The sequence below is a fragment of the Pirellulales bacterium genome (assembly GCA_033762255.1).
GTDB lineage: Bacteria > Planctomycetota > Planctomycetia > Pirellulales > JALHPA01 > JANRLT01.
Map to the genome: position 1 here is coordinate 89,038 of JANRLT010000070.1, position 12,933 is coordinate 101,970.

Sequence of the window (12,933 nt, forward strand, 5' to 3'; positions counted from 1 at the left end):
GATTGCTTTCCCAAACAGATCGCCCCTGCCCGTGCCGCGCTATTGTGCGGCACTTTCTTGCAATTTGCCCCGGCCGCCGTTAACGTAAGGCAAACCCCCGATCAAATATATGACGGGGGAGAGCGTGCCTGTTAGGCGGTTATCTCAATCAGGAAAGGGGAATCAACGATGCGGATGCGCATTGCTTGTGTCATGTCGGCGGTGTTGTTAGTGTGCGGGTGGAATGCGCGGCCTCTGTGGGCGGCGGATGAACAGAGCTTACCGCGGGCCACGCCCGAATCGCAGGGTGTCTCCTCCGCCGCGATTAACGACTTTGTGGCCACTGTCGATCGCGAGATTGACACCATGCACAGTTTTATGCTGCTGCGACATGGAAAAGTCGTGGCGGAATGCTGGTGGAGCCCCGAAGCGGCGGATAAGCAGCATGTGCTTTGGTCGCTTAGCAAGAGTTTTACCGCGACCGCGGTGGGCCTGGCCGTCAAAGAGGGAAAATTAAGCCTGGATGATCCAGTGCTCAAGTTCTTTCCCGATCTGGCTCCCGAAAATCCCGGCGATAACCTCAAGGCGATGCGCGTCCGGGATTTGCTGCGCATGTCCACCGGACACCAGACCGAACCCCCCCGCACCGCCAATGAGCCGTGGGCCAAGACCTTTTTGCATCATCCGGTTCCATTTAAGCCCGGGACCCACTTTTTGTATAACACTTCGGCCACGTACATGCTATCGGCCATCGTACAGCAGGCCACCGGGGAAACCGTGCGAGAGTACTTGACTCCCCGTCTGTTTGAACCGCTTGGCATTCGCAATCCCCAGTGGGAAGAATCTCCCCAGGGAATCACCGTGGGAGGATACGGCCTGCATATCTTAACCGAGGATATCGCCAAGTTCGGGCAATTGTATTTGCAACAAGGAGAATGGCGGGGTAAGCGGCTGCTTACTAAAAACTGGGTCAAGGCCGCCACCGGCCGGCAAACCGCCAATGGCAGCAATCCGGCCAGCGATTGGGACCAGGGGTACGGCTATCAGTTTTGGCGTTGCACGCACGGGGCATATCGGGGGGATGGCCGGGATGGGCAGTTCTGCATTGTTCTGCCAAAGCAGGATGCGGTGATTGTCATGACCGCCAAAAATGGCGACATGCAAAAGCAACTCAGATTTGTCTGGGAAAAACTGCTCCCCGGCCTGCATGACAAACCCCTACCCGAGGATGAACCCAATCAGAATTTATTGCGGCAGACCATGAGCCAGTTAACAGTCCGCCCAATGGCGGAACAATCCCGGTAAGGCTTCTAGGTGTTGTTCGCCACGCCAAAAGCCGCCGGGACAGCGCCTCTGGTTGCTATCGGACCACAGGTTGGAGAGTGGCCCCGTTTCGATTCGCGGGCCATGTCCCGTTCGTCGAACCAGGTGGAGCTGCCGATGGCGACGTGGGTTGCGGGCTGGGCTGGGGTGTTAAACCGGGCAAGGTGTACAGACTAGTCCCGCTGTTAGTGGGGGGCATGGCCGGCGCGCTAACCGGCGTGCTAGCGGTAACCGTCGGCGGTGCGGCGGGGGAAGATGGGGGCGTCGCGCCGCTAGGGGATCGCTGCGCTAAATTGGCCGTTGCCGGAGAGTTTGGGGAGAAAGCGGACGACGCATAGTTTTGGCCCGACACGGGTGCCGACGGCGTCGCTGCGGAAGGAGCCGCAAACGGTTCGCTGCCGCCGCTGGTTGTGGGGGAGGGGGCAACGGCATTAGGCGTGGCGACGAGCGCGGTATTAGCGGGAGTATTTAGCCCCGGCGGCACATCCCGTATCGCCACCCGGCGAATAACTTCTTCTTCGACTTCGCGCTGGACCCACTTGGCCACTTTTTGGGTTTGTTGTTGGGGAACCCAGTTGCGGCGGGTAATGGGAATTTGCTGGGGTTCTTGCCGCCATTCGTAGCGCGTGCGGGGGACATACCGCTGTTGCATGTATGGCGTGGCAAAAGGGTTCCAGCGATTAACCATATATTGTTCAGGCACCCATTCAGTAATGGGAACTTGGTACTGCCGCATGACGGTTTGGTACTCGGTTTTTAGCTCTTCCCGGTAGGCGGTGACGGGCTGGTCCTCGTATTTGGTTTCCCACACGGGTCGCTTGAGAACTTGTCGCGTTTCGCGCAGGGTAACGCCATTTTCGGTCCATTCGCGGACTTGAACACCGTTTTGTTGATATTCACGCACATTTTGAGGATCGGCCGCCAGGCAAAATTGACTAGCCGCAAAGCACAGCGTGCAGGCTAATCCCGAATATAATGATTGGCTGTAACCCATGATTCACTCGTTGGCAGATGGCATCCTGATGTTTGCTAAGATTGGGACGTCTCTGTTATAATCGGCAAAGTCCTCCTAAATTCTCCATGCGCAAGCCGTCGCAATTTTTTTGCTAGCATTGATGAATTCAATGCATTTACACGCATGTCCACCCTAGCAAAAGAAAGCATCACGATCACAGAGTTCCTCGACCAGGAACAGCATTCCCAGGTCCGGCACCAATTTTACCGTGGCGAAGTCTTTGCCATGGCAGGGGCCACGGAGAATCACAATCAAATCGCGGCAAACTTGGGTGGATTATTGCATGCACAATTCAAAGGACGTCCATGTCGCTTTTTCCCATCTGACATGATGGTCGAATGCCCCAGCGGACTATGGACCTATCCCGATTTAGTTGTTTTCTGCTCTGACCCGCAATACACTGATTCCAGAAAGCTAGTTTTGCAAAACCCCGCGTTACTGATTGAAATTTTATCCCCGGGCACCGCTAACTACGACCGCACGATCAAATTCGACCATTACGCCACACTGGAAAGCCTGCGGGATTATCTGCTCATCGCCCAGGACCAACCCCGCATCGAGCACTATCATCGCGAGACCTTAGGCGCGGATTGGGCCTTTCGCATTTATGCCGCTTTAGAAGGTACCCTGCAACTGCCGGATTACGGCCTGCGACTTCCCCTGCGGGATATTTACGAACGGGTCGAATTTCCCCCGCCCGAACCATCCCCGGAAATTCCGCAGGTTATAACCACGTTTCCACAGTTATGATAATGTTATTGCATCCTTTTTGCAGGTATGTACGTCATGTCCTCAGTGGCCAAGAAGTTGATCTCGATAGCAGAGTTTCTAGAGCTAGAGCAAAAGTCCGTCGTGCGCCATGAATACTACCGCGGCGAAATCTTTGCCATGGCGGGCGCGAATGCATCTCATAATCAGATCTCATTTAATTTGAGCGGACTTTTTTATGTGCAATTTAGAAACACAACGTGTCGAAGTTATGTGGCGGACATGCTGGTCAAATGTCCTTCGGATTTACTCTGTTACCCCGATTTAGTGGTTTTTTGCCATTCTCCGCAGTTCGCGGACCAACGCCAATTGACGTTATTAAATCCCTCTCTGCTGATCGAAATCCTCTCTCCCACGACCGAAAAATACGACCGCACGATCAAATTCGACCATTACGCCACACTGGAAAGCCTGCGGGATTATCTGCTCATCGCGCAGGACCAACCCCGCATCGAGCACTATCATCGCGAGACCTTAGGCGCGGATTGGGCCTTTCGCATTTATGCTGGTTTAGAAGATACCCTGCAACTGCCGGATTACGGCCTGCGACTTCCCCTGCGGGATATTTACGAACGGGTCGAATTTCCCCCGCCCGAACCATCCCCGGAAATGCCCTCGCGAAATTTGCTTACCCCGCCAAAGTTTCCACAAAGTTGATCCTTAGATAGAACCAATAATATTAAATATTTGTGTTCCATGCAGACAATCTCCTTGCCGGTGATCCAACCGGACCCGCCCGTGGTCGATCCGGTTTGCGGGATGCGGGTCAACCCCGCGCGGGCCGCGGGTGTGACCGAGTACGCGGGCGCGACATATCATTTTTGCAGCTTGTCTTGTCGTTCCAAGTTTCTGGCAAATCCGCAAAAATATCTAAATGCCGCCGCTGTAGGCTCCTTTTCCAGCATGTCCCCGGGGGAACAGCCAACCACGAATCCCGGCGAAACTGTCGATTATATTTGCCCGATGGACCCGGAGGTGCTAAGTGACCGCCCGGGACCGTGTCCCATTTGCGGCATGGCGCTCGAACCGCGGGTCGTGACGCTCGACAGCGGACCTAACCCCGAATTGATCGACTTTCGCCGCCGTTTTTGGATCGGCTTGGCGTTGAGCTTGCCCATTATTATCGTGGCAATGGCGGATATGGTTCCCGGTTTGACTTGGCATCATTACGCGCAATCGCTGAATTGGGTGCAATTGATTTTGGCGACGCCGGTCGTGGGATGGTGCGGCTGGCCTTTCTTTGTAAGGGCCTGGAACTCCTTCGTCCAGCGCAGCCCCAATATGTTCACCCTGGTTGGCTTGGGCGTGGGGGCGGCATATGGCTATAGCCTGTTGGCCACGGCTTTTCCCTGGTTGTTTCCCGCGGGATTTCGGCAAGCCGACGGTTCGGTGATGCCTTATTTTGATACCGCCGTGGTGGTGGTCATCTTGATTCTCTTGGGACAAATCTTGGAGCTTACCGCCCGCGGCAAAACCAGCCAGGCCATTCAACGCCTATTGGGTTTGACTCCCAAAGTCGCGCGCAAGATTGTCTCACCGGGAGAGGAAGTGGACATCCCGCTGGATCAAGTAAGCGCGGGGGATGAATTGCGCATCCGCCCCGGTGAAAAAATACCCGTGGACGGGGTCGTGCTCGAGGGGCAAAGCGCGGTGGACGAAGCCATGATCTCGGGTGAACCGATTCCTAGCGAGAAGGAGCCTGGGAGTACCGTGCTGGCCGGTACGATCAATACCACGGGCAGCTTGCGAATTACAGCGCAAAAAGTCGGCGCTGATACCATGCTAGCGCAGATAGTTAAAATGGTCAGCGAGGCCCAGCGCAGCCGCGCCCCCATTGAACGGACCGTGGATCAGATTTCGCGGTATTTCGTGCCGGCGGTGGTGGCGATTGCCGCTGCCACGCTGATCATTTGGAGTCTCTGGGGGCCAACTCCCCCATTTGCCTATGCCCTGGTGAATGCCGTGGCCGTTCTGATCATTGCCTGTCCGTGTGCCCTGGGTCTCGCCACGCCGCTTTCTATCATGGTGGGGATCGGGCGCGGGGCCGAGCAGGGAATCCTGGTAAAAAATGCCGCGGCCCTGGAAATTTTGGAACGGGCGACGGTACTGGTCGTGGACAAAACAGGCACCTTAACCGAAGGGAAGCCCCGGGTAACTTCCGTTATCCCCCTTGGTCAATTCAGCGCGGAAGATGTTTTACGCCTGTCCGCCGCCCTGGAACAAGCCAGCGAACATCCCCTGGCCCGGGCGGTGATTCTGGAATCACGCGCCCGCAAGCTGGAAATTTCCCCAATCCACAATTTTACGTCCCACACGGGACTAGGCGTCAGTGGCCAGCTTGGCGACCGGCAATTGCTGCTGGGAAATGCAAAATTTCTCGTCCAACGGGGCGTAAACGTCACAGCCCCATCGGGGCAATTGCCAGACCAGCCCAGCGCGGCGGAGAGCGTCTTATTATTAGCCGTGAATGGTCAATTGGCGGGGCGAATTGGCGTGGCGGATCGCATCAAAGAGTCCACGCCCGAGGCGATTCGCCTGTTACATGCGGCGGGTCTAAAAATTATCATGCTTACCGGGGATCAGCGGGCGGTGGCCCAGGATGTCGCCCGCCAACTGCAAATTGACGAAGTCCACGCCGAAGTCTTGCCGGCGGAAAAGTTGAAAATTGTCCAAGAATTGCAAGCGACGGGAGCTATCGTGGCCATGGCGGGGGACGGCATTAATGACGCTCCCGCGCTCGCCCAAGCCGATATCGGCATTGCCCTGGGGACCGGCACGGATGTGGCCATGGAAAGCGCAGACCTGACGCTGGTCCGGGGAGACTTGCGGGGGATCGCCCGCGCGAGAAATTTATCCACCGCCACCCTGGGAAATATTCGTCAAAATCTATTTTTGGCGTTTGTCTATAACGTGGTCAGCGTCCCCATCGCCGCGGGCATCTTGTATCCCTGGTTGGGGATCATGATTTCCCCCGTCTGGGCCAGCGTGGCGATGAGTCTCAGTTCGCTGTCGGTTGTGACCAATGCCCTCCGTCTTAATGCCCAAAAGCTATAAAATATTTCGTTTGTTTTTAGTATTGAAAGCTGGAGTTGTTACTTTAAATGATCTGAAACCTGCTAGCGACATTCACATGGTATCACCAAAAGGTTAAATCACCATCAAGTGGCGTTATCCAAACAACCGATATTATCCATATTGCCGGTATAAGTAGCTAGTCCTCTGTCAACGATTTGTTTTCGGATGAGCCGTCGGGGGTGAGTCTGTGGTTTGCGCGGCAAGAGCCGTAGGCAGTGCTTCGCGGCCGATCCGCCTCACTCGAATCTTTAGTGTCGACGGAGTACGAGTTTATTTATGCTTCCCATCAGCGTTATGGGATTAGGTTATCCATAATCAATACGACAGCATTTTGGAAAATAATATTTTTTGACACCACACCCTGGCTGGTTGAACGCATCTTCCTTTCTGCTGGCATAGGGATCGTGGCCAGTTCCTAGCGACTTGCTTATTCAACTACCGCAACCATGTTCCTTATCGCGCTTTTCGGCTTTTTCCGTGGTTGCTGTCGCGTGGGTACCAGTAGGGTGATGCGCTCTCTGGTAGGGGTTTTGTATGGCTGTGGGCTGGTGTCATTTTGCTTTGGACAGACGGGCGCATCGGTGGCTCCCCTGCCACCTGTTCCCGATACGACGCTTCAAACTCCCCTTGCCGACGTTCACTCCACCTCAATAGAAACTTTCACCGCCGCCGGTCAAACGGTTATTCCCCCGGTCGCGGCTGTGACCGCCGCCACGCCGCTACCACCCATTACCCCGGAAACAGTCGCTGTTCCGACCCCAGCCCCAGCCTGGAATTTGCAGGATTGGGAACGGTTGGCCCTGCAAAACAACCCCTCCCTGGCGGAAGCTTTGGCCCGTGTTAACGCCCTCCGAGGCAAATGGGAGCAAGTGGGCCTCCCCCCCAATCCTTACGCGGGATACTCCAGTCAGCAGACCGGTAGTGGCAATATCGCCGAGCAACGGGGCGTGATATTTGGCCAGGAATTTGTGTTAGGACATAAACTGCAGCTCAACCGGGCGGTAGCCAGCCAGGAAGTGCGCCGTGCCCAGGAGTTTTATGCGGCGCAAGAATTACGTGTCTTAACGGACGTGCGGATCGCTTATTTTGAGGTGTTAATCGCGCGACAAAGACAGGAGCTAGCAAGCACGATCGTGACCGTGGCGGAGTCGATGGTACGGATCACCCAGCAACGGTTGGAAGCCCGGGAAATTGGCAAGACCGATCTTTTACAAAGCACAATTGAATTGGCTTCAGCCCGTTTGTTGCAACAACGCGCGCAAAACCAAGCTATCGCGGCTTGGCGTAAATTGACCGCCACTGCCGGCCTGCCGACTCTTCCCCCGCAACCCCTCGCGGGAGATCCCGCCGCGCAAATTCCTCTGTTGGAATGGAACGCCATTCTGGGAAGGCTACTTGCGCAAAGTCCCGAAATTGCCGCCGCCCAGGCGGAAATTCAACGCTCCCGCTGGGCGTATCAGCGGGCCATGGCCGAAAAGCGGCCGAATGTAACGTTTGAGGGGACGGTCCAGGACGACCGGGCGATCGATGGCATTAATGGCGCGGTGTTAGTCACGCTGCCGGTCCCCTTGTGGAATAAAAACCAAGGGGGAATCGTACAGGCTGGACACGAAGCCCTGGCCGCCGAGCGGGCGCTTAATACCCTGGAATTGGACTTGCAACAACGTCTGGCCGTGGTTTTTGAACGGTATGACACCGCCCGGGTTCAAGTCGAGCGTTACACCCGGCAAATCCTCCCCATGGCGCGGGAAAATTTGGAATTGATCCGCCAAGCCTATCAAGCGGGTGAGTTTGACTACATGCAATTTTTGCTGGCCCAACGGACTTATTCCCAAACCAACCTTGAGTATCTGTCCGCCGTTCAAGAACTACGCACGGCCACCACCGAGATAGAAGGTCTGCTCCTTAGCAACAGCCTCCAAGCCACGAATAGCAGATAATCGGGGAAAAACTAGCATCTGGCTGGGTGGGGAAAGGGATTCTCAGCCGCAAATGTCGGTTGTCGTTAATACCGCGATGCAAATAACCGTGAATAAGCAAATCAAAAACTCGGAAAATGTTTAGAACTGAAACAGAAGTTACCGGGGAAGCCCACCCAAACCTCTGCAAATGCTTTGTAATTTTCTGCAAACTGCCTAGGAAATGACCGGAAAGGTGGCGAGTTGCCTAAAGAATTTCCCGGGAATATTCATGATGCCCAGGAATACAGCAATAAAGATTGGGCGATACTGGACTCGAAAGATTGCAGTATTTCCCACGAAAACGGGGATTCGCAAGTAAACCTCTGCAAATGCTCTGCAATTTATGAAAATTGCCCCCCGGAACTGCAATCCGAGATAGCCCAACTGGTTGCCCTCTGGCCCAGTCTCTCTCAGCCAACCCGCGAGCGGATTCTTGCACTCGCAAAAGAGAATCCGTTTTGCAAAGACACAATGACACAATGACAGAACCCCTTTTTTCACGGGGATTTCGGGGTTGTGTCAATCGGCCCATGTTCTTACGCGTGGAATTCTGGGGTTGAGAAATTCGGCGACATACTTAAATAGAGTTTGCCTTCGCCATTAGATATGATTAAGCTAGCACGCAGTACTGGGCATTCACTGCAGGGTAAACGCAAACTCTGCATATGACTAGGGTAACTGGGCGGCAACAAAATCAACGCAAATTCAATTGACTGAAAATGCGAATTTTCGTATGAGGATGAGCAACGATGGAAAACGCATATCAAATTCAAGTTGTGTAGTCAATTTAAGTTAGGATGTTTGGGTAGCTGCCTATCCTATTCAAAGTTTGCGTTAGCCCTGGCATTCACTGGAACTCCAATTTGAGCAGAAATTATGAAACAAGCAATAAAGATTCTAGCAGTGTCGATCATGTTTGGATCGGCGATATTCTGCAAAAATGCACTTGCTGATATCGCTTTTACCACAACCGCAATTTATACGCAGCCGCCGCTTTTTTTCGGTAAAGGTATCTGGACTATTGAACGTTCTCCTCTGGGATCAGGACTTCCATTAGCTAGCCCGCAAGATTCGTCTAATGGATTCGTTTTTGCAGATAAAACCATATTTCGATATGTTGCCACATCCGACGCTGTTGGCACAAGTGTTGGATTTAGTTGGGCAATTGAACGTGGGTATTTGGCAAATGATGGTGAATTATTCACACTGCATTCTCAGTTCGCCTACACAGCGCAGCTCTTGGATAGCAAAGGGAAAAGTTCAGCAACTTTTTTCGACATGACAACTGTACACCCACTTATAGGTGGGGGAGCCATTGCACGCGATGAAAGTGGATCACGTGTATTACCCGTGAATGGAGACGTGGAATCGATTCATGCTGAATCCTTCGCTTCGCTAATCATTCCGCCATCTGGAGGGGGGCGACTTGTGCAGGGTGGACTTCTAGTGCTTGGCCCTTCGGCTGCTGGCCAAGAGTTCCTTATTGAATTTGATGGAGTTGTATCTGAGGTATTTCGTTCCAATATTACAAGTGGAGTGCCCGAACCAGCCTCTCTTGCCGTATGGATGGGAGTTGGGATAATTGGCTATATCTCTTTTAATCTCAGGAAAACAACTCCCTGGCGAAGAAGCCTGGGGGGGTAAGTGGGATGGTATGCACGGGCAGGCCCCCCACGCCATTGGATACCTTATTACGTTTCTCTCGACTAAAGTTTACGCCGAAAAAGTCCGGGGCGAATACACATAAGCAAAATAGCGTGAGTCTCTAAACGCTTTCCTGCCAAGCAATAGCTACCAGCAAATGCCACGCTTTAAACAAGCAGCGGCTATTGCGTCAGACTAGTTCAAGTAGACAATCGAGCACGCTCTGGCAAAATACAGGTAAAGCAGGCGAAAATGAAAGTTAACCGTAAGATATTATTCAGTAATGACTTACGGCATTTTTGTGGAATTAGCTTGCAACAAATTAATATTCCCCTGAACCGCCCAGAGAAATACGATATAGTATAAATAGATGATAATGGTAAAATGCGGGATTTTTAAAATGTTCAACGGATTGCCTTGACGTTATTTTGCTATCCGCGCAAACTCTTGTAATGAGTAGCTGGGCACTGAGCATCGAGACAATCCACCCAACCGACCATTTGAAACAATGGTCTGTTGGATTTGAAACGAGTTTGTTGCAGCAATACAAACGCGACATGCTCATTTTGGCTCGTGCAAAACTCGCGCAAACAGTTCTTGAAGGAAATGTGGAAGCGATTTTCAAGGGATGGAACAGGTCCGATACAGACAGAGATTGGGTTTATGTTGGCCGTCCAGCCAATGATTTTCGCAAACTTGATTTAACGACAGGCAAGCCATCGATTGTTTGCCCTGCACCAAAAGGTATGGTGTACGCGATATTCATCAAGGACTGCGGTACAATTTGTAATTGGGGTTGGAAACAGCTCGACAACGACAGACCAGAAGGGGTTAACGGAGACAAAGTTTATGGCCACTGACAATTTGCTAGAAATTGCCGGTTTTGATCCAACAGACTGCGATTTCAGACCATACTGCGCTCATAATGAGACTGCGGATACTCTCCTGATCCGAATCAGGGAGGATGCCGACTACTATGTTCGGCTCAACCAGCACGTTACAAAGCTTTTATCAATCGACACTAACGAGCTTGTTGGCGTTCTGATAAAGAATATCTGTGCCATAACAAGCGATCTTCCAAACTTTGTTAAAATCAAACACGGTAAGGAATGGCTCACGGTTGTATTGCTTAAATCATGGGAACAAGAGCAAGATCAATCGGCAAAGAGGCAAATGGACTCTTTTGCACAAGAATTCTTGGATAATGTTTCTGACGAAAGCTTATGCTCGCATTAAACCCACTTCTGCGTTAAGTTGCTGGAGTTGGATTAGTTCAACCAAAACTTTGATACGCATACTAACGCGATTAAATCGAGCCGGTTTTGCCCAGCAAGATATAGCCCCCCCTGTCCCCCCAAGGATAACAGGGGTGGAATGAATGAATTTTGCTCGTATTTATGCGATTCTAGACGACCGCAATTGCTAATAGCCCCGGGAAGGACCCGGCAAACAGTTGTGAGCGACGTGCCCTAAGTATTTGATTTATAATAAGTTATGTATGATCTGGCTTTCAATGCCCCCTATCTGGATTATGTACTGGTGCGTTAAGCCCGTCGGGCAAAGAAGAATGACTAGCAGGGCCTAGTCGCACATTCTCGACTTTCAGGGTTTTTTGACCCAGACCCCCCTGGCTGAAAAGCACGCGGGGAGTCTGATTATCCCAATTCCGTAACCTCAAAAATAGGTGTTAAATTGGGGTATTTCGCTTGGAGAATAACCGCAGACCCCAGATACCCCACCGCTAACCCTCTGGGAAGCGTCTGGGAATGGCTAATTCCACGGGAAGCGGACGAAATTCGCGGCTGATTGCGCTCGTTTTGGCAAAACTGGCAGAAAACCCCGTAAAAACCGCTTGTTTTGGCCGTCCCTCGCGTGCGCGCGGGAGACTCGACTTTAGCCGCATGGCTTTGCGAAAAATGCAAAAATGGTAAGTTCTATGTAGCGGTGGCTTTCCGGGTTCGAAACTGGAAAGTGTAATCAGACTGGCGTGGGCAGGGTGGCTCTCTTACCTTGCCAAATTGCACGGCACTTTGCCCAGGCCAGCATCCGCAATCTTTTAGGCAAGGATGCGAAAAATGGAAAATGAAGAAGAATTGCTACGCTATGCTCATGGGTTGCAAATATACGCAGACTTGGCAAGGAGAGGCGCAATTCCGCTTGAAAATCAGACAAGTGCTTTCGAATTCGCTCATAATCTTGAACAAGCAAGTTCACTAATCCTGGAAGAGTGGAGATTTGCAAGATACAAGGAAAAAATCAAAACTCAATCTTTACCAACAGAGGGAGCTAAAAGTGGATCTAAACTATGCGATTCCAGCGGCGCGCCCAAAGTTGCCATGCTCTATGGGGGCATTGAACTTAAAGGCAAGCACGCTGAAATAGAGCGGATTGCCAAAGACACAACCCAAACCGTTAACGCGCGGATCGTGGCCATTGACGGGATTCTGAAACTTCCCCCGAATGTAACGCTGAAAACCCTGGCCGAAACATTCGGGGTAACGCGGGCGGCTATCGGCAAGACGGATTGGTGGATAGAAAACCGGGCGGGGAAAGATGACGAAAACCAAGGTCGACGAATACAGGGCCATAAAGATAAAACGTGCATTCCCCAAAATCATAGGGCAAGAAACAACCCCTATGCTGGCATCGATGACAGCGACGAATAGCCCATCAATTAGCATGTAAACTGGTTGGCGCGCGGTTGTCAGCGAAAATAATTTTAGAAATTCGTAATCTGCAATTTACGCTCTCATTCCCCCGCATTCTCTAGCGGGGTTGGCGCAATCGGTTGGCGCAAGGGGATTTGTAGTATCAGCCCAATTTTAGGGCTGGCACTCCACCCTTGAACCCCAGGTGAACCGATGGCCCTTGCAATCTACAAGCAAGCCCCCGCCCCCGAGCAAGCCACCCTCTTGGTGAATTCCAAGACAGCGGCGCGGATGCTATCCATTTGCACAAAAACCCTCTGGCAAATGAGCCGGGACGGGGAATTGCCCTGCCTACGGGTGGGGCGGCGAACGCTCTACAGCCCCGCGAAACTGCAAGCCTGGATTGATGCCCAGGCGGTTGCCAACCCCTAACAACGCCCAGAGCCAGCGCGGCGGCAACCGGCTGGCTCTTGTTGCGATTCACATAACCTTTAGTGTTGGGCGAGCGTGGCAAGCGACA

Annotated in this window: 11 protein-coding genes; 10 read left to right on the top strand and 1 reads right to left on the bottom strand. The window is 52.6% G+C overall.

The genetic code is table 11. The annotated features are described in order from the left end of the window. Positions 1–168 precede the first annotated feature (168 nt). Complete coding sequence (locus tag SFX18_19475) at positions 169–1,284, top strand: serine hydrolase (GenBank protein ID MDX1965336.1); 1,116 nt, start codon at positions 169–171, stop codon at positions 1,282–1,284. 55 nt (positions 1,285–1,339) lie between these two features. Here SFX18_19475 and SFX18_19480 read toward each other — a convergent pair whose 3' ends face one another. After that, the gene (locus SFX18_19480) at positions 1,340–2,296 is read right to left on the bottom strand and encodes a hypothetical protein (GenBank protein MDX1965337.1); all 957 of its coding nucleotides are present in this window, start codon (positions 2,294–2,296) and stop codon (positions 1,340–1,342) included. A gap of 144 nt (positions 2,297–2,440) precedes the next feature. Here SFX18_19480 and SFX18_19485 point away from each other — a divergent pair, with 144 nt between their 5' ends. The 9 genes from SFX18_19485 (at position 2,441) to SFX18_19525 (ending at position 12,845) form a co-directional block, all read left to right on the top strand. After that, a complete protein-coding gene (locus SFX18_19485) occupies positions 2,441–3,067 on the top strand; it encodes a Uma2 family endonuclease (protein MDX1965338.1) in 627 nt (208 codons plus the stop codon). 36 nt (positions 3,068–3,103) lie between these two features. After that, positions 3,104–3,742, top strand: a complete 639-nt coding sequence (locus tag SFX18_19490; protein MDX1965339.1) for a Uma2 family endonuclease — start codon at positions 3,104–3,106, stop codon at positions 3,740–3,742. Positions 3,743–3,781: 39 nt separating this feature from the next. Next, positions 3,782–6,139, top strand: a complete 2,358-nt coding sequence (locus SFX18_19495) for a heavy metal translocating P-type ATPase (GenBank protein MDX1965340.1) — start codon at positions 3,782–3,784, stop codon at positions 6,137–6,139. Between the two features lie 530 nt (positions 6,140–6,669). Then, positions 6,670–8,100: a TolC family protein gene (locus SFX18_19500; protein ID MDX1965341.1), complete on the top strand. Its 1,431-nt coding sequence runs from the start codon at positions 6,670–6,672 to the stop codon at positions 8,098–8,100. Positions 8,101–8,997: 897 nt separating this feature from the next. Further along, the gene (locus SFX18_19505) at positions 8,998–9,765 is read left to right on the top strand and encodes a hypothetical protein (protein ID MDX1965342.1); all 768 of its coding nucleotides are present in this window, start codon (positions 8,998–9,000) and stop codon (positions 9,763–9,765) included. Between the two features lie 452 nt (positions 9,766–10,217). Next, on the top strand, positions 10,218–10,625 hold the full coding sequence (locus tag SFX18_19510) for a hypothetical protein (GenBank protein ID MDX1965343.1): 408 nt from the start codon (positions 10,218–10,220) through the stop codon (positions 10,623–10,625). Then, on the top strand, positions 10,615–11,001 hold the full coding sequence (locus tag SFX18_19515) for a hypothetical protein (GenBank protein ID MDX1965344.1): 387 nt from the start codon (positions 10,615–10,617) through the stop codon (positions 10,999–11,001). The genes SFX18_19510 and SFX18_19515 overlap by 11 nt, the downstream gene beginning before the upstream one ends. 839 nt (positions 11,002–11,840) lie before the next feature. Continuing rightward, a complete protein-coding gene (locus SFX18_19520) occupies positions 11,841–12,431 on the top strand; it encodes a hypothetical protein (protein ID MDX1965345.1) in 591 nt (196 codons plus the stop codon). A 195-nt stretch (positions 12,432–12,626) separates the two neighbouring features. Next, complete coding sequence (locus SFX18_19525) at positions 12,627–12,845, top strand: helix-turn-helix domain-containing protein (protein ID MDX1965346.1); 219 nt, start codon at positions 12,627–12,629, stop codon at positions 12,843–12,845. Positions 12,846–12,933 lie beyond the last annotated feature (88 nt).